22 protein-coding genes and 2 riboswitches are annotated in these 26,704 nt (G+C 68.1%); of the genes, 12 read left to right on the forward strand and 10 right to left on the reverse strand.

Annotation, left to right across the window (positions count from 1 at the left end):
* The first annotated feature begins 153 nt into the window (after positions 1 to 153).
* Both CFB39_RS25410 and CFB39_RS25415 read left to right on the forward strand, forming a co-directional pair.
* Complete coding sequence (locus tag CFB39_RS25410) at positions 154 to 1,149, forward strand: GlxA family transcriptional regulator (protein WP_089474909.1); 996 nt, start codon at positions 154 to 156, stop codon at positions 1,147 to 1,149.
* 214 nt (positions 1,150 to 1,363) lie between these two features.
* Positions 1,364 to 1,819 carry a VOC family protein gene (locus tag CFB39_RS25415; RefSeq protein WP_089474910.1) on the forward strand — a complete coding sequence of 152 codons (456 nt, stop codon included), beginning with the start codon at positions 1,364 to 1,366 and terminating at the stop codon, positions 1,817 to 1,819.
* Positions 1,820 to 1,935: 116 nt separating this feature from the next.
* Here the strand turns inward: CFB39_RS25415 and CFB39_RS25420 are convergent, their stop codons facing one another.
* The 6 genes from CFB39_RS25420 to CFB39_RS25445 all read right to left on the reverse strand — a co-directional run bounded on the left by CFB39_RS25420 (position 1,936) and on the right by CFB39_RS25445 (position 10,979).
* Complete coding sequence (locus CFB39_RS25420; protein WP_089474911.1) at positions 1,936 to 2,844, reverse strand: ABC transporter ATP-binding protein; 909 nt, start codon at positions 2,842 to 2,844, stop codon at positions 1,936 to 1,938.
* Between the two features lie 45 nt (positions 2,845 to 2,889).
* A complete protein-coding gene (locus CFB39_RS25425) occupies positions 2,890 to 3,864 on the reverse strand; it encodes an ABC transporter permease (protein ID WP_089427458.1) in 975 nt (324 codons plus the stop codon).
* Positions 3,865 to 3,928: 64 nt separating this feature from the next.
* Positions 3,929 to 5,836: an allophanate hydrolase gene (atzF, locus tag CFB39_RS25430; protein WP_089474912.1), complete on the reverse strand. Its 1,908-nt coding sequence runs from the start codon at positions 5,834 to 5,836 to the stop codon at positions 3,929 to 3,931.
* Positions 5,833 to 9,426 carry an urea carboxylase gene (gene uca / locus CFB39_RS25435; protein ID WP_089474913.1) on the reverse strand — a complete coding sequence of 1,198 codons (3,594 nt, stop codon included), beginning with the start codon at positions 9,424 to 9,426 and terminating at the stop codon, positions 5,833 to 5,835. The genes atzF and uca overlap by 4 nt, the downstream gene beginning before the upstream one ends.
* Positions 9,427 to 9,553: 127 nt before the next feature.
* Positions 9,554 to 10,210 (reverse strand): urea amidolyase associated protein UAAP2, encoded by a 657-nt coding sequence (locus CFB39_RS25440; RefSeq protein ID WP_039357735.1) that lies wholly within the window; start codon positions 10,208 to 10,210, stop codon positions 9,554 to 9,556.
* Between the two features lie 13 nt (positions 10,211 to 10,223).
* A complete protein-coding gene (locus CFB39_RS25445) occupies positions 10,224 to 10,979 on the reverse strand; it encodes an urea amidolyase associated protein UAAP1 (RefSeq protein ID WP_089474914.1) in 756 nt (251 codons plus the stop codon).
* Between the two features lie 57 nt (positions 10,980 to 11,036).
* Positions 11,037 to 11,170: riboswitch (guanidine-I (ykkC/yxkD leader) on the reverse strand.
* Positions 11,171 to 11,602: 432 nt separating this feature from the next.
* Positions 11,603 to 11,724: riboswitch (guanidine-I (ykkC/yxkD leader) on the forward strand.
* A gap of 137 nt (positions 11,725 to 11,861) precedes the next feature.
* Here CFB39_RS25445 and CFB39_RS25455 point away from each other — a divergent pair.
* The 3 genes from CFB39_RS25455 (at position 11,862) to pal (ending at position 15,229) form a co-directional block, all read left to right on the forward strand.
* Entirely contained in the window at positions 11,862 to 12,884 is a 1,023-nt protein-coding gene (locus tag CFB39_RS25455; RefSeq protein WP_089427453.1) for an ABC transporter substrate-binding protein, read from the forward strand.
* Between the two features lie 233 nt (positions 12,885 to 13,117).
* Entirely contained in the window at positions 13,118 to 14,329 is a 1,212-nt protein-coding gene (locus CFB39_RS25460; protein WP_089474916.1) for a porin, read from the forward strand.
* A 408-nt stretch (positions 14,330 to 14,737) separates the two neighbouring features.
* Positions 14,738 to 15,229: a peptidoglycan-associated lipoprotein Pal gene (pal, locus tag CFB39_RS25470; protein WP_089427451.1), complete on the forward strand. Its 492-nt coding sequence runs from the start codon at positions 14,738 to 14,740 to the stop codon at positions 15,227 to 15,229.
* A gap of 136 nt (positions 15,230 to 15,365) precedes the next feature.
* Here the strand turns inward: pal and CFB39_RS25475 are convergent, their stop codons facing one another.
* Positions 15,366 to 15,830, reverse strand: coding sequence for a hypothetical protein (locus tag CFB39_RS25475; RefSeq protein WP_089475665.1), 465 nt, complete (start codon positions 15,828 to 15,830; stop codon positions 15,366 to 15,368).
* Positions 15,831 to 16,039: 209 nt separating this feature from the next.
* On the opposite strand from CFB39_RS25475, the gene CFB39_RS40335 reads away from it, so the two are divergent.
* Entirely contained in the window at positions 16,040 to 16,204 is a 165-nt protein-coding gene (locus tag CFB39_RS40335) for a hypothetical protein (RefSeq protein ID WP_179257727.1), read from the forward strand.
* A gap of 90 nt (positions 16,205 to 16,294) precedes the next feature.
* Here the strand turns inward: CFB39_RS40335 and CFB39_RS25480 are convergent, their stop codons facing one another.
* The 3 genes from CFB39_RS25480 to CFB39_RS25490 are packed head-to-tail and all read right to left on the reverse strand — an operon-like array spanning position 16,295 to position 21,131.
* A complete protein-coding gene (locus tag CFB39_RS25480; protein ID WP_089427449.1) occupies positions 16,295 to 17,554 on the reverse strand; it encodes a cytochrome c in 1,260 nt (419 codons plus the stop codon).
* Entirely contained in the window at positions 17,551 to 18,258 is a 708-nt protein-coding gene (locus CFB39_RS25485; protein WP_089474917.1) for a (2Fe-2S)-binding protein, read from the reverse strand. Before CFB39_RS25485 ends, CFB39_RS25480 begins: the two co-directional genes overlap by 4 nt.
* Positions 18,255 to 21,131 carry a xanthine dehydrogenase family protein molybdopterin-binding subunit gene (locus tag CFB39_RS25490; protein ID WP_089474918.1) on the reverse strand — a complete coding sequence of 959 codons (2,877 nt, stop codon included), beginning with the start codon at positions 21,129 to 21,131 and terminating at the stop codon, positions 18,255 to 18,257. The genes CFB39_RS25485 and CFB39_RS25490 overlap by 4 nt, the downstream gene beginning before the upstream one ends.
* A gap of 499 nt (positions 21,132 to 21,630) precedes the next feature.
* Here CFB39_RS25490 and CFB39_RS25495 point away from each other — a divergent pair, with 499 nt between their 5' ends.
* The 6 genes from CFB39_RS25495 to CFB39_RS25520 all read left to right on the forward strand — a co-directional run bounded on the left by CFB39_RS25495 (position 21,631) and on the right by CFB39_RS25520 (position 26,680).
* The gene (locus CFB39_RS25495; protein ID WP_089474919.1) at positions 21,631 to 23,181 is read left to right on the forward strand and encodes a sensor domain-containing diguanylate cyclase; all 1,551 of its coding nucleotides are present in this window, start codon (positions 21,631 to 21,633) and stop codon (positions 23,179 to 23,181) included.
* Positions 23,182 to 23,425: 244 nt separating this feature from the next.
* The gene (locus tag CFB39_RS25500; protein ID WP_089427445.1) at positions 23,426 to 23,701 is read left to right on the forward strand and encodes a hypothetical protein; all 276 of its coding nucleotides are present in this window, start codon (positions 23,426 to 23,428) and stop codon (positions 23,699 to 23,701) included.
* Positions 23,702 to 23,958: 257 nt separating this feature from the next.
* On the forward strand, positions 23,959 to 24,999 hold the full coding sequence (locus CFB39_RS25505) for a succinylglutamate desuccinylase/aspartoacylase family protein (protein ID WP_089474920.1): 1,041 nt from the start codon (positions 23,959 to 23,961) through the stop codon (positions 24,997 to 24,999).
* Positions 25,000 to 25,102: 103 nt separating this feature from the next.
* On the forward strand, positions 25,103 to 25,399 hold the full coding sequence (locus tag CFB39_RS25510; RefSeq protein ID WP_089427443.1) for a type II toxin-antitoxin system MqsR family toxin: 297 nt from the start codon (positions 25,103 to 25,105) through the stop codon (positions 25,397 to 25,399).
* Positions 25,400 to 25,401: 2 nt separating this feature from the next.
* A complete protein-coding gene (locus CFB39_RS25515; RefSeq protein WP_089442431.1) occupies positions 25,402 to 25,803 on the forward strand; it encodes a type II TA system antitoxin MqsA family protein in 402 nt (133 codons plus the stop codon).
* A gap of 316 nt (positions 25,804 to 26,119) precedes the next feature.
* Positions 26,120 to 26,680, forward strand: a complete 561-nt coding sequence (locus CFB39_RS25520) for a GNAT family N-acetyltransferase (protein ID WP_089474921.1) — start codon at positions 26,120 to 26,122, stop codon at positions 26,678 to 26,680.
* Positions 26,681 to 26,704: the final 24 nt, after the last annotated feature.

The following is a 26,704-nucleotide window of genomic DNA, read 5'->3' on the forward strand; positions in this document are numbered from 1 at the left end:
AGCCTGCGATAGCGCCCCTTCTGCACGGCCGGCCGCGTCGACGATCGGGCCGCCGCCCGACGCCGGCGCCAGGTGGACATCGACAGTTTCGTCGCAGTTCGAATTGCCGTACATTGGCTAAACTGACACATTGCATGCGATATCCGACACATCATGCCCCGCGCCGCCATCCTTGCGTATGACGATTGCTATGCCTCCAGCCTGAGCGGGTTCGCCGACATCCTGCAGATTGCGAACGCGCATGTGCGGCGACAGCGAGGCGATGGCAATGCGCAGTTCGAATGGCGGTTCGTCTCTCCGACCGGGGAGCCCGTCATGGCAAGCAACGGGCTGCAGCTGAACACGGTGCCGATCCGGCCGCACGAGCAATTCGACCTGGTCTTCATTCCCAGTGCGCACTATGCGAGCGGCAAGGCGTTCGACCAGTTGCTGTCACGACAGTCCGCCGCATGCGACTGGCTGGTTTCGCAATGGCACGCCGGCGCGTACCTGGCGGCAAACTGCACCGGCACGTTCGTGCTGGCCAACACCGGCCTTCTCGACGGACGGCCCGCGACGACCACGTGGTGGCTGGCAGACGCGTTTCGCAGCCGGTTTCCCCGGGTCGACCTTCAACTGGAACCCGTCGTCACCGAAGCGGACCGGCTGATCTGTGCGGGCGCGTCAGCGTCCTACCTGCTGCAGACCATCCATGTCATCGAGCGTTTCTCCGGGGCGGTGATTGCCGCGCAGTGCGCCAAGACGATGCTGATCGACGTCAGCCAGACGAAGCAATTGCCGTATCTCCCGTTGCTGACGGAGAAGACGCATGGCGATTCGCTGGTTCACCGCGCGCAGCATTGGCTGCAGAAGCACATGACGAAGGACGTGAAGATGTCGGCGATGGCGCAGGACCTCGGCGTGAGCGAGCGCACGATCATCCGCCGCTTCCAGGCCACGCTGAATCAGTCTCCATTGCGGTATTTGCAGAGCCTGCGCATCGAAGCCGCGCGCGCTTTGCTGGAGGCCGGCGATCTCAGCCTCGAGCGGATCACGGCCCAGGTGGGGTATAGCGATACGAGCTCGTTCTGCCGACTGTTCAAGGAGAAGGTCGGACTGAGCCCGGGGGCGTATCGGGATCGCTTTCGGCCTGCCGCGGAATCGCGATGACGACCGACCGGTAGAGGGCGGGGACCGTCCGCCTGCAGACGTCCGCCGCCGCATCGCCGCCCTTGCCCCACTCACGATTTTCGTCTGTAGAATCAGCGTGTTAGCCGTTCACGACACGAAATAATCCTCGGCCGCCGCCCCGGTGGAGTCAAGACCCGCCCCGCGAGGCCCGACAGGATCGAGCGACACCCATACCCCCAAACCGGAGGGCACCATGGCGATTCACGAAGTGTTTCCCTATTTGCGCGCCAGGCATGCGGACGACGCCATCGCGTTCTATGCGAAAGCGTTCGGCGCGCAGGAGAAATTCCGTCTCGTCGAGCCGTCGGGACGCATCGGCCACGCGGAATTGCAGCTCGGGCCATGCACGCTGATGATCTCGGACGAGTTCCCCGAATACGATATCTTCGCGCTCGACCCGGACGGCAAGGCGCCGATGTCGCTTCACCTGCATGTCGACGATGCCGACGCGACGATCGCCGCCGCGCTCGCGGCCGGTGCGCAGCTGACACGCGCGATCCAGGACCAGTTCTACGGCGAGCGTTCGGGCAAGATTCGCGACCCGTTCGGCTACGATTGGCTGATCGGGCATACGATCGAAGCGGTCGAACCCGATGAAATGCAGCGGCGTTATACGGCGCTGCTGTCGGGCGACCAGCCGAAAACCTGAATGGCGCACCGCGCGCCGGCCATTCGGGCCGCATATCGCCGCGGCGATGTCGCGACGGCGCTGGCGATCGCCCGCGCCTAGACACGTAGCGACCGTCCGCCCGTTTTCATCACGGCTTACTCGACGTTGTCCGACACATCCGTCATGCGGATCATGTGCGGCCTCACGCCGTCGTCGATGGCCACCGCCTCCTTCGGATGGATCAGCGCCTCGAGCCGCGCCTTCGTCGCGATGAACTCGGGCGTATTGACCTGCGCATAGTCGCGCGGCCGTGGCACGGGCACCTCGATCAGTTCCTGCACCGCCCCCGGGTTCGCCTTCAGCACGAGAATCCGGTCCGCCAGGAAGATCGCCTCGTCGAGATCGTGCGTGATGAACAGGATCGTCACGTCGATGTTGCGCCAGATGTCGAGCAGATGCGTCTGCATCTTCGCCCGCGTCTGCGCGTCGAGCGCGCCGAACGGCTCGTCCATCAGCAGGATGCGCGGCCGGTTCGCAAGCGCGCGGGCAATCGCCACGCGCTGCTTCATCCCGCCCGACAACTGGTGCGGATAGACATCCGCGAACCGCGTCAGCCCGACCAGATCGAGCCACTGCAGCGCTTCGCGCTCGGCCTGGCCGCTGCTACTGCCATTCATCCGGAGTCCGAACATCACGTTCTTCTTCACGGTGAGCCACGGAAACAGCGTATAGCCCTGGAACACCATCCCGCGATCGGCGCCCGGCCCCTGCACGGGCTTGCCGTCGAGCAGTACCTCGCCGCTCGTCTGTGCGTCGAGTCCGGCCAGGATGCGGATCAGCGTCGACTTGCCGCAGCCCGACGGGCCGATCACGCATACGAATTCGCGCCGGTAGGTACGGAAACTGATGTCGTCGAGTGCGGTGCACTCGCCCTGCGGTGTCGCGAAACGCTTGCCGACATGACGCACGTCGAGTATCACGTCGCGGGTTTTCAGGCGCGCGAAGCGCTCGCGCACCGCGTCGGACTGCATCAGGTAATCGGGAACGGCTTGCGGGTTCTGCATGATGGTCTCCGCGGAAATCGGTCGATGGGTGGGCGTCAACGGGCGTCACGCGTTCAGCGTGCGATCCCACGGAAACAGCCGGCGGCCGAGCAGCCCGAGCACGATGTCGGTGCCGAGGCCGATGATCCCGATCATCAGGATCGCCGCATACACGTTGTCGAAATGCTGGTAGCGCGCCTGCTGGCTGATGTACCAGGTGATGCCCGAGCTCGTGCCGACGAGTTCGGCGACGATCAGGTAGGTCCACGCCCAGCCGAGCAGGATGCGCTGGTCGCGATACAGGTCCGGCAGCACGCCGGGAATCACGACGTGCGTGAGCAACTTCAGCTTCTTCGTGCCGAGTGTCATCGCGGCCTCGAACAGCCCGTATTCGAGCTTGCGCGTCGTGTTCGCGATGATCAGCACCTGCTGGAACAGCGTCCCGATCACGATGATGGCGACCTTCGGCGCATCGTAGATGCCGAGGATCGCGACCATCAGCGCGCCGAACGCCGGTGCGGGCAGGTAGCGGAAGAACTCCAGGAACGGTTCCTGCAGCCGCGCGAGCACGCTGAAGGTGCCGCAGACGATGCCGAGCGGCACGCCGATCGCGGACGAGATCACGAAGCCCCAGAAGATGATCCGGATGCTGTGCCACAGGCTCTCGTGCAGCCACACGCCGTCGCGGGATGCCGGCGGGGTCGTGAATGCCGTGTAGAACGCGCGCAGCACCTGGTGCGGCGCGGGCAGGTACACCGGGTTCGCGCGCACGCCTTCGGGCACGGCCGCGTGGGTCGCTCGCGCATGGGCGAGTTCGTCGTCGAACACGTCGCGATCGATCTGCATGCCGGTCTGGAAGTAGTCGACGCTGCCCGGATTCGTGACGCGCATTTGCGGATGCCAGATGAACGGCACATAACTGATCAGGCACCAGACGGCGAACGGCAGCAGGAAGGACGCCACGCCGAGCGTCCATTTTCCGCGGGTCGTGAGCTCGCGGCGCACGGCAAGCCATCCGGTCGTGTTGCGGGTCATTGGCATGTCAATCTCCGTATCGTTTCAGGTGCCGGTCGCGCGCATGCCGGGGCGCCGCGCGACCGGACGTTCATTGCAATGCGCCTGCGCCGTTCGCGGCGCTCGCGCGGTAGGCACGCCAGCCGCCGAAGTGCGTAATGTCCTGCGCGCCGGCCAGCGCCGCGCTTTCGCACAGGAAACCCTGCACCCGGGCGCCGTCCGCGAGCGTGAGCGTGCCGATGCCGAGCGGGCCGGCAATGCCGGCGACGAAGCTGCCGTAAGCGTCGACCGGCATCTCCCAGAGCTCGACCTCGATTAACGCGCCGCCGTCCGGCACACGCACGAGGCCCGGCTTGGCGACGCCGCCGGATGCCGCCGCGGACAGCGCGTAGAGACGATAGGCGGGCGCTGTCGTCGTCGCGGTGACGAAACGTCCGCCCCGCTGGGTGAGCTGCCAGTTCAACGGTTCACCGCTCAGATGCGCGCCGACGACCGCCACGCGCACGACGCCGGATGACGCGCCGGGCACCGGTGCCGGCGTCGCGAACGCGTCGTCTGCGACGTCCGTCCGCAGGCCGCCGCCCTCGTTGCAGCCACGTTCCTCCGCGTCACCCCACGCCTGCGCAAGATCGAGCAGCCGCGCGTCGTCGTGCGCGCGCCCGACGAACGTGATGCCGAACGGCAGCCCGGCATGCCGCCCCGTTTCGCAGCGACCGGCGGGCACCGCGATCGCCGACAGGTCGAGCAGGTTGACGAAGTTCGTGTAATAACCAAAACGCGAATTGACGCCGATCGGGTCGGCTTCGAGTGCGTCGATGGTCGCGGTCGTCGCCGAAGTCGGCATGACGATCGCGTCCAGTCCGTCCCAGGCGCGGCCGGCCTCGACGCGCAGCGTCGCGAGCGTGTCGAACGCGGCGAACGCATCGGCCGCGCTGAAGCGCGCCGCGCCGCCGACGATTGCGCGGATCACCGGATGCAGCGCGTCCGGTTCCCGCGCGGCGAAGGCGCCGATCGCGGCGAGCCGTTCGGCGACCCACGGGCCTTCGTAAAGCAGCCGCGCGGCAGCCAGGAACGCGCTGAAATCGATCTCGACGATCGTCGCCCCGGTCGCGCGCAGGCGTTCGAGCGCGGCACGCCACGCCGCGCCATACGACTCGTCACCGAAGAATTGCAGCTGATCGGCGCGCGGCGTGCCGAAGCGCAACTGCCCGAACGGTCGCGCCGGTTGCGCGCGTAGCCCGTCCGTGCCCAGCAGCGGCTGCCATGCGCGTCCGTACGGATCGCCGTCGGTCACGCCGTGCGCGGCGGCGAACACCGTGCGCGCGTCGGCCGCCGACTGCGCGAACACCGACACGCAATCGAGCGACCGGCAGGCCGGCACGACGCCGAGCGTGCTCAATACGCCCTTGGTCGGCTTGAGCCCGACGAGCCCGTGGAACGCGGCCGGCACGCGCCCGGAGCCGGCCGTGTCGGTACCCAGCGAGAACGACGCGACGCCGAGCGCCACGGCCACCGCCGACCCGGAGCTCGACCCGCCCGATGCATAGCGCGGATCGAGCGCATTGCGGCACGCGCCATACGGTGAGCGCTGGCCCGACAACCCGGTCGCGAACTGGTCCAGGTTGGTCTTGCCGATCGGGATCGCGCCGGCCGCGATCAGCCGCTCGACGACGGGCGCGCTGCGCGCCGGCGTGTACGCGTAGGCCGGGCAGGCTGCCGTCGTCGGGATGCCGGCGAGGTCGATGTTGTCCTTGATCGCGAACGGCACGCCGTACAGCGGCAATGACGCGAGGTCGCGCCCGGACAGCGCGTCGGCGTAGGCCGTCATCTCGCCATGCGTCAGCGGCCGGATCCACGCATGATGCGGATCGCCCGCGGCGAAATGCGCGTCGATCGCTTCGACGAGCGCGTGCGGCGTCAGGTCGCCCGCCGCATAGCGCGCACGCAGCGCGGCGATCGAGTTGGCGCCCGGCAGGATCGAACGTTCCGTCATGCTCATGCGACCTCCTCGGCGGCGCCCGCCTTCATCACCATCAGCCGCTGGCCGGCCACCACCGCCGCGCCCGGCGCGCAATCGATCGTCTCGATCGTGCCGTCTTCCGTCGCCGTCACCGCGACCTCCATCTTCATCGACTCGACGATCGCGACGACCTGCCCTTCGGTCACGCGCTCACCGGCTTCGACCAGCACCTTCCACACGCTGCCCGATACGTCCGCGGCAATCGCGCGCTGCGTGTCGGCGAGCGCGCCGGCCTCCCGCGCGGCATCCGCGTCGCCCTGCGCCGCGTCGCCGACGTATTCGGCATGGCCGGCCACCCGCCACCGATCACGCTCCGCTTCGAACGCCGTTTGCTGTGCCGTCTTGAACGCGGCGATCGAATCCGCCTCGTCGCGCAGGAAACGGTTGTATGCGCCGAGATCGAACACCGATTCCTCGATCTTCAGCCCGGCGCGGCCCGCGACGAAATCCGCGCGCAGTTCCGCCAGCTCCGCCTCGCTGACTTCGTAGAAGCGAATCTCGTCGAAGAAGCGCAGCAGCCACGGCTTGCCGGCTTCGAACTCGCGCGTGGTGCGGTGGCGGTTCCACATCTGGACGGTGCGGCCGACAAACTGGTACCCGCCCGGCCCCTCCATCCCGTACACGCACAGATACGCGCCGCCGATGCCGACCGCGTTCTCCGGCGTCCAGGTGCGCGCGGGGTTGTATTTCGTGGTGACGAGCCGGTGACGCGGATCGAGCGGCGTCGCGACCGGCGCACCGAGGTACACGTCGCCGAGCCCCATCACGAGATAACGCGCGTCGAACACGATGCGCTTCACGTCGTCGATGCTGGCCAGGCCGTTGATCCGCCTGATGAACTCGATATTGCTCGGGCACCACGGCGCGTCGGGCCGCACCGACTGCATGTAGCGCTCGATCGCGACCCGCGTCGACGGGTCGTCCCACGACAGCGGCAGATGCACGATGCGGTTCGGCACGCGCATGTCGGCGACTTCCGGCAGTTCGCGCTCGGCCGCCTGCAGATGCGCGAGCAGCGTGTCGAGCGGCAAGGTCCGCGCGTCGAACTGCACCTGCAGCGAACGGATGCCCGGCGTCAGGTCGAGCATGCCGGGCATCCGGTGCGCGTCGAGCCAGCACATCAGTGCATGCACGCGAAAACGCAGGTTCAGGTCGAGCACGAGCGGCCCGTATTCCACCAGCACGTTGCGGTCGCCCGAGCGCCGGTAGACGACGCCGAGGCCGCCGCCGGCCGACGGGTCGCGATGCAGCACGCAGTCGTCCGGCACGCCGGTGGGTGCCGGGCGCGCAACCACCGTGTCGGCGGAAAGCTTGGTCGACACCCGGGCGCGCACGAACTGCACCGTATCACCCGGCCGCAGTTGCCCGAGCTTCCACAATTCGTCGTGCACGACCGTCACCGGACACACGAAGCCGCCGAGGCTCGGGCCGTCCGGGCCCAGGATCACCGGCATGTCGCCGGTGAAATCGACCGCGCCGATCGCGTACGCGTTGTCGTGGATGTTCGACGGATGCAGGCCGGCCTCGCCGCCGTCCGCGCGCGCCCACTGCGGCTTCGGGCCGATCAGCCGGATGCCGGTGCGGCTCGAGTTGTAATGGACCGTCCACTGCGTGCCGTACAGCATCGCGATGTCGTCCGGCGTGAAGAAATCCGGCGCACCGTGCGGGCCGTCGAGCACGCCGAGCGTCCATGCGTGCGTCAGCGCGGGGATGTCCGCCGCGGCCAGCGTGGCGCCCGCGTCGCCGCGCCCGGCTGCCTCGTCCAGATGCAGCACGTCGCCCTTGCGCAGCGCCCGCCCCGCATGGCCACCGAACTGGCCGAGCGTGAAAGTCGCCTTGCTGCCGAGATAGTCGGGCACCTGCAGCCCGCCTTTCACGGCCAGGCACGCGCGCACGCCGGCGCCCGTCACGCCGCCCAGCTTCAGCACCGCGCCTGGCCGCGCGCGCAGCACCCGCCAGAACGGCGCAGGCGCGCCATCGAGCGATGCCGCGAGCGGTGCGCCGCCGAGCACGAAGAGCGTCTCGGCGTTGAAGCGCAGCATCGCGCCGACCATCGTGAATTCCAGCCCCGCCGCGTCGCGCGCGTTGCCGAGCAGCGTGTTCGCGAGCGCGAACGCGCGATCGTCCATCGGCCCGGACGGCGGCACGCCGACGTTCCAGTAGCCGACACGCCCGGGCGCCTGCTGCACGGTGGTCTGCACGCCGCCGTCGAGCACGTCGATCGTGTGCGGCGCGAACGCGAAGCGCGACAGGAAGGCGGTCGTCGACGCGCCGCGCGCGAACGTATCCGAACCGGCAATCGCGCGCAGATAGTCGAGGTTGGTTTCGATGCCGTACAGTTCCGTGCGCGCCAGTGCGCGCTGCAGCGCGGCCAGCGCGTCGCGGCGCGTCTCGCCATGCACGATCAGCTTCGCGAGCAGCGGATCGTAATACGCGCTGATCTCGGTGCCCGCCTCGATCCATCCGTCAACGCGCACGTCGTCCGGAAACGCGACGTGCGTCAGCAGCCCGGCGCTCGGCAGGAACTGCTTGTGCGGATCCTCCGCATAGAGCCGCACCTGGATGCTCGCGCCGCGCGGTGCAACGGCGAGCGTGTCGAGCGGCGGCAGGTCGCCCTCCGCCTGCAGGATCATCCATTCCACGAGATCGATGCCGGTCACTGCCTCGGTCACGCAATGCTCGACCTGCAGCCGCGTGTTCACCTCGAGGAAATAGAACTGGCGCGTCGTCGCGTCGAACACGAATTCGACCGTGCCGGCCGACGCATAGCCGACCGCGCGGGCCAGCCGCACCGCGCTCGCGTGCAACGCGGCACGCTCTTCAGCGGTCAGGCCCGGTGCAGGCGTTTCCTCGATCACTTTCTGGTTGCGGCGCTGCACCGAGCAATCGCGTTCGCCGAGCGCGATCGCATCGCCGTGGCCGTCGCCGAAGATCTGCACTTCGATGTGCCGCGCGTGCTCGACGAATTTCTCGAGATACACGCCCGCATGCGCGAAGTTCGCGGCGCCGAGCCGCACGACGGAATCGAACGCCGCTTCGAGCTGCGCGGCATCGCGGCACAGGGACATGCCGATCCCGCCGCCGCCCGCGGTGCTTTTCAGCATCACCGGATAGCCGATCGCGTCGGCTTGCGCGAGCGCCGTCCGTGCATCGTCGAGCAGGCCCGTGCCCGGCAGCAGCGCGACGCCCTGTGCGGCGGCGAGTTCGCGCGCGGTGTGCTTGAGCCCGAACGCGCGCATCTGGTCGCCGCGCGGCCCGATGAAGCGCAGGCCCGCGGCTTCGCATGCGTCGGCGAAACCGGCGTGCTCGGACAGGAAGCCGTAGCCGGGATGCACGGCTTGCGCGCCCGTCTCGCGTGCGGCGGCGAGAATCGCCGCGACGTTCAGGTAGCTGTCCGCCGCCGGCGCGGGGCCGACCCGCACGGCTTCGTCGGCGAGCGCCACATGGCGCGCATCACGGTCGGCGTCGGAGTAGATCGCGACCGACGCGATTCCGAGCCGCTTCAGCGTGCGGATCACGCGGCACGCGATTTCGCCGCGGTTCGCGACTAGAACTTTCGTGAATCTCATGTTGCCTCCCGCCGGGCCGCCCCAAGGGAGGCAACCGCCCCCTTGGGGGGCAGCGAACGTGTCGGCCCGGAGTAGCGCTTCAGCGCGTACGCCGGCCCCATGCAAAGCAAGTGAGCGTGGGGGTCGTTCATTCCGCCTCCCAGATCGTGAGGCGCACCGGCGTCGGGTTGTACCCGTTGCACGGATTGTTGAGCTGCGGGCAGTTCGAGATCAGCACCGTGACGTCCATCTCCGCGCGCATCTCCACATACTTGCCCGGTGCGGAAATGCCGTCCTCGAAGGTCAGCCCGCCGAGCGGCGTGACGGGCACGTTCATGAAGAAGTTGACGTTGCCGACCAGGTCGCGCTTGGTGAGCCGCGCGCCCGCGCCGCAGGTGCAGTGCGTGATCGCGTTGAGGAAGCTGTCGCGGCAGTTGTGCATGTGCCGCTTGTCGAGCGCATAGCGCACGGTGTTGCTCTCGGCCGCGCACGCGCCGCCGAGCGTGTCGTGACGGCCGCAGGTATCGGCGACGATCGTCACCATCGGGTTGCCCCGGCTCGACAGCAGCACGCTGCCCGCGCTCAGGTACAGGTTGCGCTGGGCGCGGATGGTGTCCTGCGCGCTGTAGCGCTCCTCGGGGTCGTCGGATCGATAGAACAGCGTGTCGACGGCCTGGTTGCCTTCGAGGTCGAGGATGCGGAAGACCTGCCCGCGCTTCAGGTCGTGCAGCCACGGTTCGCCCGCGTTCAATGTGGTGTCGTGAATGGCATCGCGTGGGTCGAGACGGCTTTCGATGATCGGCATGGCTCGGCGCTCCTTACGCAAACAGGCGATCGGTGTTGGCGAAGCCGCGCACGTTCTCGGCGCACGCGCGGCGGCACGGGTCGTCCTCCGGCGCGGCACCGTCCGCCGGATACGCGCGGTACGCGATCAGCTTCACGGCCTTCGGCGCGTAGTCCGGGTGCGGGTCGAGCGGATGCGGCGCGGTCGAGAACGCCGCCAGCGTGTTCATCTCGAAGCGCAGGTCGACGGTGCTGCCGGCCGGCGAATGTCCGGCGACGAAATCGAGCGCGCCGTCGTCGCGCGTGTCGAGCTTGCTGAAGAAATTGACGTTCGCGACGAGGTCGCGCGCCGACAGCCCGTATTTCGCGAGTTCCAGCACGAGGCTGTCCCGGCCATTGCGGATCATCGCGTTGCGATCGGCCTGGTACGACGTCGTGCCGTACTTGTGCGCGAACAGCCGCGCATCGCCGACGCCGCCGAGCGGGTCATGCCAGCCGAGCGTATCGGCCGTGATCGACGCGATCACGCGCCCCATGTCGGTGTACAGCGCATGGCCGCACGTGAGATGCGCGGTGTGCTGCGCCTTCAGCGTGTCGGCCATGTTGTAGCGTTCGAGCGGGTCTTCCTGGCGATGAAACACGGCGGAAAGATTCGCGCCGCCGTCGACATCGACGACACGCAGCGCGAGACCGCGGCGCAGGATGCCGGACCAGTGGGTTCCGGCGGGAATGAGCGTTTCCCACACGACGTGTGGCGGCGGGGCAAGGACGGCTTGGGGGCGCGGCGACATGGCGGCTCCGTGGTCGGTTGGACAAAAGGCGTGAGAGGGCGACCGAACGACATCGCGACCTCCCGGGCTTTTATCCCTCCGTGGAGCCTCGCCGTTTCCTCGAAGCGAGGAGAAGACAAGACCGGATTGCTCTCGGACCAGCCATCGCGCGGCGCGAACGCCGCACGACCGGAACCCTAGCGATCCTGAAGATGATGCAAATTGCTTCGCACCTCTCGGGCATCGACTAAGCGAGTTGCGTGCCAGCGTGCGAGGAATCGCCGTGCCACGCGGCTTTCCGGCGTGCGCGCGCTGACGGACACCGCACCGGGTGCGGATGGCCGCCCTCGCGGCGGGCGTGCCGCGCACCATGCGAACGCGCGGCCGCACCGGCGCAGTGCGCGCCGCGCCGGCCTGCACGACACGACCGGCGATGGCATGGGCATTGCTGAGTGCATGCACCTTCACTCGATACGCGACACCTCATGAACAAGCTCGACCTGCTCCGGCGCGCGCTGAGCGCGCTCTTCTCCGCCCGCTTCATCGAACTGCAGCGCAGGTCGCGCCGCCGCTGAGCCGCCCCGCCGCGTGCCGTTGGCACGCTTCTCGCTCGGCATGACGCCGAGAGGTGCGGCGGCGTCGCATCTTAGGGGTGCTAGGGTTCCGGTTCATCGAACGTCTGGTCCGAGAGCAGCCCGGCGCGGGTGCGTCCGATCGCGAGACCGGACGCGCACGCGCTACACGGCGGGACAAAAGCCCGGGAGATTGGCGATGGCAACGGCCGTCGCGCCTCTCCGTGGCCGCTTCATTCGTTCCGCATCCGCAGGAACCGGCCACGCGGCCGGACCGCGCACGCGCACGGTCCGTATCGACGATCCCGATCCCGGTCTCCTGGAGAAAACGATGACCCGCCCCGCCCTGGTGCTCCGCCGCCTGCTGTCCCGCCGTTCCGTCCGTCACGCATTGGGCGCCGCCGCCGCGGCCGCCACGCTCCTCATGACGCCCGCCGCGCACGCGGCCGCGCCGCTCAAGATCGGCTACAGCGACTGGCCCGGCTGGGTCGCGTTCCAGGTCGCACTCGACAAAGGGTGGTTCAAGGAAGCCGGTGTCGACGTCGATTTCGAATGGTTCGATTACTCGGCATCGCTCGACGCGTTTTCGGCAGGCAAGCTCGACGCGGTCGCGGCGACGAACGGCGACGCGCTCGTCACGGGCTCGGCCGGCGCGAAGAACGTGATGATCCTGCTCACCGACTATTCCGCCGGCAACGACATGATCGTCGCCAAGCCGCCGCTGCGCAGCGTGGAGGCGCTGAAGGGCAAGAAGGTCGGCGTCGAACTCGGCCTCGTCGATCACCTGCTGCTCGAAACCGCGCTGCAAAAGCACGGGCTGAAGGACGGCGACGTGACGCTCGTGAACGCGAAAACCAACGAACTGCCGCAGGTGCTCGGCTCGTCGACGGACATCGCCGCGGTGGCCGCCTGGCAGCCGAATGCAGGCGAGGCGTTGAAGCGCGCGCCGGGCGCACGTGCGATCTTCACGTCGGCGGATGCGCCGGGGCTGATCTACGACGCCATTACCGTCGCGCCGGCCAGCCTCGCCGCGCGCCGCGCCGACTGGGCCAAGGTGATCAAGGTCTGGTACCGCTGCGTCGCCTACATCAACGATCCGAAGACGCAGGCCGACGCGGTCCGGATCATGTCCGCACGCGTCGGGCTTGCGCCGGAGCAATACCTCCCGCTGCTGAAGGGGACGCACCTCCTCGACGAAGCCGCCGCGAAGCGCGCGTTCCGCAAGGGCGACGGGCTCGACTCGATCTACGGCTCGACGCGCAACGCAAATGCGTTCAACGTGCGCAACGGCGTGTACAAGCAGTCGCAGGACATCGACGCGTATATCGATCCGCGCCTCGTGATGCCGCATTGACGGGCGCGGGGCCGGGCTTCGTGCGCCGGCCCCTCGCGCGCACGCCCCCCACACTGCGGTCGCGTCAATACGCGGCCGCCGCTTGACCCTCTCTGCGCCCCCACCTCGCCGCGATTCCACGCGATTTTGCAGAGGACCTTTCCTGTGCAACGCCTTAATCGACCGCCATACGATCTCCAATAATGGCCGCTCGATCCGCCGGCCACTCGGCCGGAAAAACGATAAAAACTCCTATGCATTCCTACAAGATGAACCAGCACGCCAGCACTCGACTCGCGGGGACCGCCATTGCCACCTGCCTGACCGCTCTCGCATCGAGCGGAGTACACGCACAGAGCAGCGTGACGCTGTACGGCCTGATCGACACGTCGATCACCTACGCGACCAACCAGCGCACGCACGGCGCCGGCTCGCCGGGCAGCGGTGCCGTCGCGATGACGAGCGGCGCACTGAACGCGTCGCGCTGGGGGCTGCGCGGCCGCGAGGATCTGGGCGGCGGGACGGCTGCGGTCTTCACGCTCGAGAACGGCTTCTCGGGCACCACCGGCGCACTGTCGCAGAAAGGCGTCGACCTGTTCGGCCGCCAGGCATGGATCGGCCTGAGCTCGAAAACGGCCGGCACGCTCACGTTCGGCCGCCAGTACGACCTGATCCTCGATTTCGTGACGCCGCTTGGTGCGTCCGGCCCCGGCTGGGGCGGCAACCTCGCGGTGCATCCGTACGACAACGACGATTCGAACCGCAACCTCCGCATCAACCACGCGGTGAAGTACACGAGCCCGACGTACCGCGGGCTGACGTTCGGCGCGATGTTCGGGTTCTCGAACACGGCCGGACAGTTCTCCAACAACGCGGCATGGAGCGCGGGCGTGTCGTACGCGAACGGGCCGCTGAAGCTCGGCGCCGGCTACCTGAAGATCAGCCGCGACCGCAATGCGCCGAACCCGAACGGCGCGCTCAGCACGGTCGACGGCTCGGCGACGATCACCGGCGGCAACCAGCAGATCTGGGCCGCGGCCGGCCGCTATGCATTCGGGCCGCATTCGGTCGGCGCCGCGTGGTCGCACTCGACCACCGACGGCGTGACGGGCGTGCTCCAGGGCGGCGGCATCGCGCCGCTGAAGGGTGAATCGCTGGTGTTCGACAACTTCTCGATCGACGGGCGCTACGCCGTCACGCGGGCGTTGAGCCTCGCGGCCGCCTACACGTACACGATGGGCCGCTTCGACACGCACACCGGCCAGACGCGCCCGAAATGGAATCAGGTCGTGGCGCAGGCCGACTATGCGCTGTCGAAGCGCACCGATGCGTATCTCGAAGGCGTCTACCAGAGCGTGAGCGGCGGCAACGGCCATCCCGCATTCAACGCGACCGTCTGGACGCTGACGCCGTCGGCGAACAGCAACCAGGTCGTCGTCGCCCTGGGGCTGCGGCACAAGTTCTGACGACGCAAGACGGAGCGGCGCAACGCAACGCGGCTGCGCCGACGGACGTATCAGGCAAGCGTTCCAGCACCGCCCGATCGTCATGTGCCGAACCGGGAAGACCGCGCCCGTGCGCGGTCTTTTCGCTGTGACAGCGCCCTGCGCAACGGCAAAAATGCCGCCCGGACTGTCGCATCGGCGCAAAAAAATGCGGAGAAACTGGTCACGCTGTGACATTTTTCCTACTCTGTTTGCAGCGACGCCGAGATTTGGCGTTCCGGTCGCGACACTCTTTCATATGGCGCACCACCGGCTTACGAACATGCTTCACATCGTGCGTGCCGGGCCTTTCGCGCCATGCCGGCCGGATACGGGCGTGCCGGACGCACGCCCCACGCGTTCAACGCAGTCAACCGCTGGAGACGAACGATGAGCAAAACGAACCGATTTGCGGTCCTGGCAACCTTCGTGCTGCTGGCCGGCTGCCACCATGCGGCGAAGACGCCCGAGAATGCCGGCACGGCGCCGACACCCTCGAGCGAAGCCGTCGCAACGGTGACGGCCGACGATCTCGATAATCCGAACAGCCCGCTCGCGAAGCGCAGCATCTACTTCGATTTCGACCAGTACTCCGTCAAGCCCGAATTCCAGTCGCTGCTGCAGGCGCATGCCGACTATCTGCGCAGCCATCCGGCGCGGCACGTGCTGATCCAGGGCAACACCGACGAACGCGGCACGTCCGAATACAACCTCGCGCTCGGCCAACGCCGCTCGCAGGCCGTGATGAGCGGGCTCGAGACGCTCGGCGTGCCGGCCACGCAACTCGAGGCGGTGAGCCTCGGCAAGGAAAAGCCGGTCGCGCTCGGCCACGACGAGGATGCATGGGCGCAGAATCGCCGCGCCGATCTCGTCTATCGTTGATCGCAGGGCACCGCGACGGCGGCATTGGCTTCAGGAGCAGCATCCCGGCCCGCTGGCCGCGAAAGCGGCCGCGCGGTTCCGTCCGCTGCATGCTCGCGTGCAACGACACAGCGCCCGATGACGCACTGCGTCGCATTCAACGCCGGCGTGCGAGCCGCCGATGAAGCCAGTGCGACAGCACGGCCGACGTCACGATCGCATCGAGCGTGGCGATCGCGTTGATGTCGCCGACCTTGTCGGATTTCAGCAGGTAGGCCACGAGTTCGACGAAGCCGATCATCGCGCCTGCCCCGACGATCATCCCCAGCAGCACGAACCAGCGCCGCCGGATCCGCGTGCCGATGGCGCCCATGATGCCGCCCGCCACGGCCGCCGGCACGAAATAGCCGAACAGGAACGACGCGAAGAAGATCAGCGGCACCATGCCGGCGCTGACTTTCAGTACCTCCCACGACGGACCGTCGATCAACGACCACGCGATCAGCATCACGGCCGGCCAGGCGAGCGATGCGACCAGCGGGCCGCCGACGGCAAACGACATGCAGCCGAACACGACAGGATTGGACAGACGCGACGGCGGACGTTCTGCGGTAGCACTCATGTTTTTGTAGTCGGAATCGGAATGGCGGCCGCCGGAGTGTACCAAGGCACGGCAAGATGCATCCGGTCTGCCCCCCGTCCCGGGCCACGATACGCAATATGCATGGAATAAACCGCCCGCCCGAAACGTTTCATGTTCCGTCAGCACGCAGACGCGCGGTTCAAGCGAACCGGCCTTTCCAGCGTCCCGCGCGTGGCAAGGAGGCGGACATGAAATCGGCAAGGTGGACCGCGGCGCTGATCGCCGCGCTGGTGCTCGTGCTGTCGGCGGGATGCATGTCGTCGGGGAGTGGCCCTGCGCAGGGACCGGGCATGAGCCGGTATGGCGGTAGCGGCTCGGGAGGCAGCGGAGGCGGAGGCGGCAGCGGCTACTGAAGCGCCGCCGAAAAAAAATCGGACGACGCGTCGCGCGCGAGCGCCGGAAACCGGCTGACTCGCGCGCGACGCCCCGCCCTGCGGCACGACTTAACGCATGGCCTTCACGTCGGCCGGCGTGACGCTCGCGGGCTGGCCGCCCCACGTCGCACGCAGGTAGTTCGCGAGCTGCGCGAGTTCGTCGTCGCTCAGCGTGTGCGCGAAACCGGGCATCGGCTGCAGGTTCTCGAACCCGGCAAACTTCTGCTCGCCGATGCCGTCGAGCATCGCGACCAGCAGGTTGCGCGGATCGCCCTGACGCACCGTCGAATTGCCGTTCATCGGCACCGCCACGTGCGGCTTGCCTTCACCGTTGAAGCCGTGACAGCCCGCGCAGACCGCGAGATACACCGAGCGGCCGGCCGCGAGCTGCGCGGCGTCGGCCGACACCGGCTTCACCGGTTGCGGCGCGGGCGGCGTATCGCCGAGCAGGTACACGGACAGCGCGCGCAGGTCGTCCTTCGTCATGGTCTGGGTGCTCAGGTGCACGACCGGGTACATCTCGCCGAACGCCGAGCCTTGCGGCGCGATGCCGACGCCGAAGAACGTCTGCAGGTCGGCGCCCGTCCAGCCGCGCGCGGCGAGGCCGGCCGGCGTGATGTCGGGCGCGGCCACGCGGCCGAGCGCGGCGCCGGCGAACGGCTTCGCGCTGTCGAGCTGGCCCGTGAACGCGCGCGGCGTATGGCATTCCGCGCAATGGCCGAGCGCACCCGCCAGATAGCGGCCGCGCTGCCAGTCGGCGGACTGGCCGGTCGACGCATCGGGCAGGCTGTCCTTCAGGAACACCATGTCCCAGAAGACCATCCCGAAACGCAGGTTGTACGGGAACTTCAGCTCGTGCTCGCGGTTTTCCAGCGCGACCGGCTTGACGGTCTTCAGGTACGCGTACATCGCGTCGGAATCGGCGCGCGTGAGCTGACGGTACGACGTGTACGGCATCGACGGATACAGGCGCTTGCCCGGCGCCTTGCCGTCGTGCAGCGCGGCATAGAAATCGTCCGCGCTCCAGCTGCCGATCCCGTGATCCTTGTCGGGCGTGATGTTCGAACCGTAGAACGTGCCGAACGGCGATTCGAGGGGCGCGCCGCCGGCGAACGGTGCGCCGTCCTTCGCGGTGTGGCACGCCGCGCAGTCGGCAGCCTTGACGAGGTAGCGGCCGCGCGCGATCGGGTCGGCACCCGGCGCGCCGGAAGCCGCGTTCGAGGCCGGTGCGTCATGGCCGCCGCAGGCGGCGAGCAGCAGCGCGCAGGCGGCCGCGAGCGCGGGCAAGCCCGCAGCCCGCGCGACACGATGAGCGAATGTGCGTTTCATGCGGCGTCCTTCACGAGTCCCGGCGTCGTCAGCACCACGTCCTTGACGGCTTCGTAGTAGCGGACATAGCCCGTGCAGCGGCAGAGGTGCGCATCGAGCGCCTCGGTGATCGTGCGCTCGACGTCGGCCTTCGCGATCGGCTCGCGCTTCAGGCGTTCGATCAGCACGGTCGCCGCGTTGACGAAGCCCGGCGTGCAGTAGCCGCACTGGAAGCTGAAGTGCTCGAGGAACTTCTGCTGGATCGCCGACAGCTCGACCACTTCGCCCGCTTCGTTGCGCTTCGCGTGGCCTTCGATCGTGCGGATCGAGCGGCCGTGGAAGAAGTGCGCGCCGGTGATGCAGGTGCGCATTTCCTCGCTCGTGCCGTCCGGCTTGTCGACGATCACGACGCACGCGTGGCAGATGCCCTGCCCGCAGCCGAGCCGCGAACCGGTGAGGCCCGCGTATTCGTGCAGGAACTCGATCATCATCAGCCCTTCCGGCACCTGCATCGGGCCGACGGACTTGCCGTTGATATTGATCGACAGCGGTTTCGACTGGAACCGGACGAGCGGACGCTCGACGGCAGCCGGTGCCGAAGCCGGCACAGCCGCGGCCGGGGCCAATGCCGGTGCCGGTGCGGCCGAAGCCGCGCTCGGCGCGGAAGCGCCGGTCGCAGCGGCGCTGGCGCTCGCGGCCGAAGCCGCGGTTTGGGCGGTCGTCATGCGAGCACCTCCTGAATCTTTTGCGGGGTCACCGGCAGGTCGGTGAAACGATGGCCGATCGCGTGCGCGATGCCGTTCACGATCGCGCCGACGACGGGAATCATCACCACTTCGGCGACGCCCTTCGGCGGATCGGTCTCGGACAGCGGCGGCAGCACGTCGCCCGTCTGCGTCCAGACGGCGACATCGGACGCGCGCGGCAGCTGGTAACGGTTGAAGTTCCACGTGCCGTTGCCGGGGCCGTCTTCATAGAGCGGCAGGTATTCGTGCAGCGCATGGCCGATCCCCATCGCGAGACCGCCCTGCAACTGGCCCGACACGAGCTGCGGCGAAATCTGGTTGCCGCATTCCATGATCGAGTGGTGCGTGAGCAGCTCGACCTTGCCGGTCGCTTCGTGCACGGCCAGCTCGACCAGCGTGCCGACTGCCGTGTAGTACGTGACGGCCGCGTTGTTGCGGCTCGTCGGCGGGATGAACACGCGCTTGCGGTCCAGCACGCGGTAGCCGTTCGCGGTCGGCGCCAGCGTGCCGCGCATCGTGGTCGCGCCGGCCGGTGCGGCGGTGCCGGGCACCGGGCCGTTGTCGCCCGTCTTCGGCGCGCCGACACGCAGCGACAGCCCGTCGATCGGCAGGCGCTCGACCGTGCCGCCCACTTCGAACTCGGCGTCGGTCCACTGCCAGCGGTTGAACACGTGCACGACGGCGCCGGTCGGCAGGCCGAGCGCATGGGCCTGCTTCGCGAGTTGCTCGAACGACAGCGGCTCGAGGCCGTCGGCGGTCAGCTTGCCGTCGACCCAGCGCGCGTCCTCGATGCGGATCGTGTACGGCGCGGCCTGGCCGCCGCCGAGGCCGCGCGTCCAGATCGACATCGCCGCCGGCCACAGGCCGTAGCGGAACACCGCGCGCGCGGCTTCGCGCGTGCTGTGCGTGAAGTAGTACGCGGAGTTCGTCGCGCTCGACGGCGACGCATAGCTCGGCGACCAGCGCGGGTTCGCGCTCAGGCGATCCTGGTCGGCCTGCGACATGAGGTACGGATCGCCGCTGGTCTCGACCGGCAGGTCCGGCCATTCGGTCACGGCCACGCGCACGTCCGTTGCCGGACGGCCCAGCCATTTCGCGACCGCGACGGCCTGCGACGTCGACATCCCGGTGCCGATCTCGGCCGCCGTGTGCTGCAGCGACACCTTGCCGTTCTCGTCGAATTCGACCTTCGCGAACGACGCTTCCGCGCCCGTGCCGAAATCCTTCTGCACGCACGCGAAGCCGACGCCGTAGCGCTTGCCCGGATGCGCGGCCTCGTATTCGGCCTTGCGCGCGGCGCGGCGCGTCCACAGCGGATGCTGCCTCGAGCGCTCGAGCACCTCGTCGACGCGCAGCGCGCCGGCGGGAATCGCCCCCTGCGTGTTCTTCATCCCCGAGCGCAGCGCGTTGCGCAGGCGGAAATCGATCGGGTCGATGTTCAGCTGCGCGGCGATCTCGTCGACCGCCATCTCGGTCGCCGCCATGCTCTGCAGCGTGCCGTAGCCACGTGCCGAGCCGGCATCGATCGCGCGCGACGCGATCGCGACCGCGGCCAGGTCGCTCTTCGGGAAGTAATAGATCGATTGCGCGGCCGTCGCCCCCACCATCGCCACCGACGGCGAGAAGTTCGAGCGCCCGCCGCCGTTCGCCTCGAAGTCGCCCTTGAACGACTGCAGCAGGCCCGTGTTGCGGTCCACCGCGATCCGGTAGTGCATCTTGAACGCGTGCCGCTTCAGCGACGTCTGGAACTGCTCGTAGCGGTCGTTCGCGAAACGCACCGGGCGGCCGTCCGCGTACAGCGCGCAGACGAGGCCGTAGAACGGCACGTTGAAGTGATCCTTGGAGCCGTAGCCGACCGTGTAGCACGGATGCACGAACAGCTTCTTCACCGGGAAGCGGCACTTCGCGACCATCGCGGCCGCGTTCTCCGCCACTTCGAGCGGCGACTGGGTCGGCACGACGAGGTGCAGCGACTGCGTCGCGGTGTCGTACCAGCAGTTCGCGTTGTCCGGTTCGAGCGCGGACGTGTCGACCGACTGCGTGTTGTACTCGCGGTCGAACACGAGCCAGTCGGCCGACGGATGGTCGAGCTCGCTGGCGATCTGCCCGGCGAGGAACATGCCCTGCTCGTCGAGCTTGCCGTGCTCCTTGCCGTCCGGCCACACCGGCAGGTGCTTGCGCATCATGCTCGGGAAGATCGGCGCGTCCTTCAGGCTCGAATAGACGTCGTCGTCATAGGCCGTCTTGCCGCCCACGCGCACATAGCGGAAGGTGCCCCACGGATCGCGCTCCAGCGGGCCGGTGACCGCGCCGTAGCGGATCACGTCGTCGCGGAACTTGAGCGCGTTCTTCGCGAAGCGGAAGCGCGCGAAGTCGTGATAGATGAGGATCGCGACCGCATGACCGAGATACGCGGGCGTCTTGCCGGCCGGCAGCAGCATGTCGTCGCCGTAGAACGCCGGGAACGCGACGCCGTCGCGCGCGAGATCGTCGGCCGTGACCACGCGGTCCGGCTTCAGGTCGTCGCCGAGCAGCGACAGGTCGAAGCCTTCGTAGGTGCGGTCGGCCTGCGTGACGCGCAGGATCAGCGCATGCGACTGCTGCTGCGGCCAGTGCGGCATGTCGGCGGCGCGCACGTCACGGGCGAACACTTTCGAGCCGGTGACCTTCGCGATGCCGTCGATGCGGAATTGGGGGATGCCGGTGACGCTATCCCATTTGACGGGGGTGAGGAGTTTTTCTTCGAAGAGCGCCGCGAATGCGCGGCTGCCCAGGGGCGCGACATACACCGCGACACCCGCCAGCACGCTGGCTTTCAGAAAACCCCGCCGTGACAGGCCGTGGTTTTTCATTGGGGGGAACCTCCTGATGCGGCTCGGACGGCGATCGGGTGTCGCGACGTTCGGAGCGGCGCGCATTCTGGCATTGTTTTAGATATATCGCCTATAGTATTTCTCGCATGAAATACTTATTGAATTTCTTATAACGGTATTCAGCCGGGCTGCGGCAGCCGGTCGCGGGTAGCAATTCGACCGCGTCGCGTGCCCGTTTGCAGCGGCCCGCCGTGCACGGTGACCGGTCTCCTGCGGGTCGCCGCGCTGCATTCCGTTCGCCACGATGCTGCCCCGGCGCCGGCGAATGCGCAAGCCATTCGCGGGCGTGGTTGACGACGAGTGGCCGGCGCGGCGAGCGGTACCGCGGGCCTCCCCGGGCATCCACCCGGGCTATCCGCGCCGCCCGTGTTTCATGGTAATGTCGTGCGCATCCGGCCTGGCCGGGCGCCCGCCATGTGCCGTGCGGGCGCCGCCAGCCATCGCGACATCACGCGACATCGTGTCGAGGTTAAAAACCATGGCAGTCAGGGCATCTCTCCTGCACTCCGTTCTCGCCACTCCCCCCTCCGGCAACCACCGTGTGACGGCCGCGCTGCGCCCGTCGATGCTCGTTACGCTGTTCGAAGACGTCCGACCGATGGCGCTCTCCGGGCTCGCGAGCGGCTTCGTCGCGGCCGTCGCGCTGATCCGGCTGCAGCAGCTGTGGTGCCTCGCGTGGCTGATCGCCGACGTCGGCCTCCTCATCACGCGGCTCTCGATCGCGCGCGCGTACACCGTTCAGCGCAACGCCGGCGACGACCGTGCCGAATACTGGGCGTTGCGCTATGCGCCCGTGTCGCTCGTCGCGTGCTTCGTGCTCGGCCTCGGCGTGATGGGCTGCGTGCAGGCCGTCGACGTCGAGCTCGGCACGCTGTCGGTGATGGTCGCGGGCGGCGTGTTCGGCGGAATCGCGTCGCGCAATTCGGCGCTGCCGCGGCTCGCGATGATGCAGGTCGCGCTCGGCGTGCTGCCGATCGGCGTCGGTGCGCTGCTGGCCCAACGGTCAGGCGCGTGGCTGCTGCTGCCGCCGCTCGCGATTTATCTCGCCGCGATGCGCACGGTCGTCCAGCGTCACTATCGCGTGCTCGTCGCGCTGATCGCCGCGCGCCAGCGCAACGCCGAACTCGTCGCGCGCTTCGACGCCGCGCTCACTTACATGCCGCACGGCCTGTGCATGATCGACGGCGAGCGCCGCGTGATCGTCGCGAACCGGCGCACCGCGCAACTGTTCGGCTCGCCGCGCGAAATCATGCTCGATACGCCGTTGCCCGCCGTCGTCGCGGCGCTCGGCGCGAACGACGCGACCGATCCCGGCGGCGCCATTCTCGCCGCGCAGTGCGAACTCTGGCTGGCCTGCGACGAACCCGCGCCGCTCGACGTCGTGCTCGCCGACGGCCGCCAGCTCGAACTGACGCGCCACCGCGTGCCCGACGGCAACGCGGTGATCATCGTCGAGGATGTCACCGCGCGGCGCCGGACCGAGCAGCACATCCGGCATCTCGCGCGGCACGATGCGCTGACGGGCTTGCCGAACCGTCATGAACTGCATGCCGAGCTCAAGCGGATGCTCGCGCGCCGGCCGCGCGCGCCGGGCCCCGCGCTCGCCGTCATGTATCTCGACCTCGACGGCTTCAAGGCGATCAACGACCGGTTCGGCCACCAGGCCGGCGACGACGTGCTCACGCAGGTCGCCGTGCGGCTCGGCAAGACGCTGTCGTCCGGCGAGCTGGCGGCTCGCATCGGCGGCGACGAGTTCGTCGTCGCGATCGACGATACGACGATGCACACGTGCTCGCTCCTCGCCGCGCGCATCATCCGGCAGATCTCGGCGCCGTACACGCTGTCGATCGGCGAGACCGTGAGCCTCGGGATCAGCATCGGCATCGCGCTCGACGACGGGCACGGCTCCCCCGACGAACTGATCCGGCAGGCCGACAGCGCGCTGTACGACGCGAAGTCCGCAGGCAAGGGCATCTATCGTTTCTATTCGAGCGGCAGCAGCCGGGTCACGCCGGTCACCGCGAGCTGACCCGGCTGCGCCACCCGCTTTCCCCCGCCTCCGCCTCCTCCCGACGATTCAATTCCGCAACGCTTTGCGTGGCCGCACGTGTCGTCGCGCGTTCGCGTGTCACGTGACGTGTTCCGTAACATCGCCGCCCGCCACCCGTCACGTTGGCTGCAGAAGCCGGCACGATCGACGCAGCGCAAGGCGTTTCAAGCCTGGCACTCTTATTGCTCCCTGTCAGGGAAACAGGTTGTCAGGGAGACCCAACATGAATACCGTCGAAGTCCTCAGCCGCAGCGAAACCATCGACGCACTGGACGTGATCGACGGCGAATCGCTGATCCGCCGGCTCGTGTCCGAAAGCCGCATGCCGGCCGCCCGCGAGGCCCGATGCGTCGACAATCCGCCGTTGACGCTGTACGGCGCATTTCGCCAGGGCATCGCCGATCACGGCGCACGCCGCGGGAATCCGTATCGCGCCGGCAGCCGTTTCTGGGCGCTGTGGGAAGAAGGACGTCTCGAAGCTGAAACATCGGGCCGGTAACGCGGCTGCGCGCGCCGGCCCTGTCGCGGCAAGGGGCCGGCGCGAAACATCCCGCCCGAATGCAGCCGGCCGACCTGCCGGCATGCGTTCATCGCTGCAACATCGCACGGGGCCTCGCGTATCGGCTGTGCAACGCGCCGTGCCCATGATCCATGCGCGTGCCGGTTGATGGCATTCGGCGTTGCGCGCGTCGGGCCCGGCGCGCGGCGGTCGTTTCCCGATAAGATGGCGAATTCCGTTCATCGAACGATGCCGCCATGACCGCCTCTTCCTCGCACCGCAATCCCATCCACTGCGAAATCGATCTCGACGCACAAGGCAAGCACGCGGGCTACCTGCGGCTGCCGCATTCCGTCCACCGCTCGGCGTACGGCTGGCTGCCGATCCCGATCGCGTCGATCCGCAACGGCGACGGCCCGGTCGCGCTCGTGATGGCCGGCAATCACGGCGACGAGTACGAAGGCCAGATCATCGTGTCGCAACTGATGCGCGAGATCGAGCCCGAGATGGTCAGCGGGCAGTTGATCCTGCTGCCGATGGCGAATTTCCCGGCGGCGGATGCCGGCCTGCGCGTGTCGCCGCTCGACGAAGGCAACCTGAACCGCAGTTTCCCCGGTGATCCGACCGGCACGCCGACGCAGATGATCGCCCACTACATCGAGCATGCGCTGCTGTCGCGCGCGGAGTATCTGGTCGACCTGCACTCGGGCGGCAGCTCGCTGCTGTACCAGGGCGGCAACATGCTCGCGATCGATCCGCTCGACGCCGACGAAGCGGCGAAGCTCAACGGGCTGCTGGTCGCGTTCGGGCTGCACAATGCGCTGCTGCATGCGCCGAATCCCGTGCATTCGGCGTCGGCCGCGCGCCGGCAGGGCGCGATCTCGATCGTGACCGAACTCGGCGGCGCGGGCATGGCCGATCCGTCGCTGATCCGGATGGGCCGCCACGGGCTGCTGCACTACCTCGGCCATATCGGCCTGCTGCGCGGCGCGCTCGTGCCCGATGCGCCACCCACCGTCACGCGCTTCATGCGCGTCGACGGCGAGCGCCACTTCGTCTACGCGTACGAGCGCGGGCTGTACGAGCCGCTCGTCGAACTCGGCGACCAGGTGAAGGCCGGGCAGCCGGCCGCGTGGGTGCATTTCCCCGATACGCCGCTGCGCGAGCCGGTGCTGCACCGCTTCAAGGGTGACGGCGAAGTGGTGTGCAAGCGCGTGCCCGCGCAGGTGCAGCGCGGCGATTGCCTGTTCCAGCTGGCGGAGTTGTCGGCGCCGCCGAGCATCGGCCAGACGGCCTAAATCCGGACCTCTCTCCTTTCCTTGCTGTCTGCCAGTCATGGCGGACGGCATGCGTTCGTCATTAACCAACTTGACAAATTAACTTACTTGGTTATGATCGCAGATGGAAAAGAGAACGCCTCATTGCAAGCTGCTGCGCGTGAAAGCGCTCGTCGAATCCGGCCAGGTCCGGCTAACGGCGAGCGCGGTACTCGGCGCCCGGCTATTGGGTTTCACGGAACGGGAGGCGCTCGGTGTCGTGCTGTCGCTGACCGATCTCGACTTCCACAAGAGCATGACGACGTACGCCGACCACACGATCTGGCAGGACGTCTACCGACCTTTCACGGTGCGCGGCGACGTGTACCTGAAACTGACGGTGATCGACGATGTGCTGATCGTGTCTTTCAAGGAGCGTTGAACATGAAGTGCCCTGCCTGCGGTGCCGCCAAGCTGGTCCGCGACACGCGAGACATCCCCTATACCTACAAGGGCCGGTCGACTGTCGTTCGCGATATCACCGGCGATTTCTGCCCGGCCTGCGGGGAATCGGTGCTGGATCTCGACGAGGCGACCCGTCTCGGCGAAGCAATCACCGAATTCAACAAGCAGGTGAACGCCACCCTCGTCGACCCGAAGTACATCGCGAAGGTGCGCAAGAAGCTGAAGCTGGACCAGCGCGAGGCGGCCGAGCTCTTCGGCGGCGGCGTCAACGCGTTCTCCCGTTACGAAACAGGCAAGACGAATCCGCCGCTTGCCCTCGTGAAATTGCTGAAGCTGCTGGATCGTCACCCCGATCTGCTCGCCGAAGTTCGCGCGGCCTAGGCGCTTGCGCTTCAGGATCGCGCATGCGTCCGGCACACGCCTCGACGCATGCGCGATCCCCCGTCACCCCACCCCACTCCCGCTGCAAGCCTTCTGACGCTTCCCGCGAAATCCTTATCGAAATTGCTTCGTTCGCCTTTGCCGGCCGCGCCGCTAACGTGTTCAAAACGGCGGCGGCCCGCCACCCGCATCGCAGCAGGACACGCACCGGCCGCCGCCATCACGACAACCGCGTCGCGATAACGGAACAGACCGGACGGGCCGCGTGCCCGCACCCCGCCAGGAACGTCCGCATCGCGCGCCCTTCGCGATGCCCATGGCCACGACCGACCGCATCATCGACACGACGCCGCTCGACGTCCGCGCGCAACCGCTGATCGACGCGCTGATCGACGAGTATTCGACCCGTTACCACGCCTATCGGCCCGACAGCCACGCGTCCGCCCGCGAAGAACTCGCACGCTACCCGGCCGAAGTGTTCGCGCCGCCCGAAGGCGCGTTCGTGCTGCTGCTGCGCGACGGCGAGACGATCGGCGGCGGCGCGTTCAAGCGCTACGACGCGCAGACCGCCGAGCTCAAACGCATCTGGACCCGCTCGGACCTGCGCCGCCAGGGCCTCGCCCGCGTCATCGTCGAGGCGCTCGAACTGCGCGCCGCGCAGCAAGGCTATCGCCGCATCTACCTGACCACCGGTTTTCGCCAGCCCGAAGCATGGGCGCTGTACGACCGCACCGGCTATACGCGGCTGTTCGATTCGTCGATCGACCCCGAAGCGTATTTCCACCTGCGGTTCGGCAAGGATCTCGCCGATCCGTCGCGCACGTCGACGCTGGCCGACCTGTGGGCGCCCGTGCCCGAACCGGTGCTGTCGCGCTGACCGCGACGGCCCCCCGCTTCCCTC

The organism is Burkholderia sp. AU6039 (genome assembly GCF_002223365.1).
Classification (GTDB): domain Bacteria; phylum Pseudomonadota; class Gammaproteobacteria; order Burkholderiales; family Burkholderiaceae; genus Burkholderia.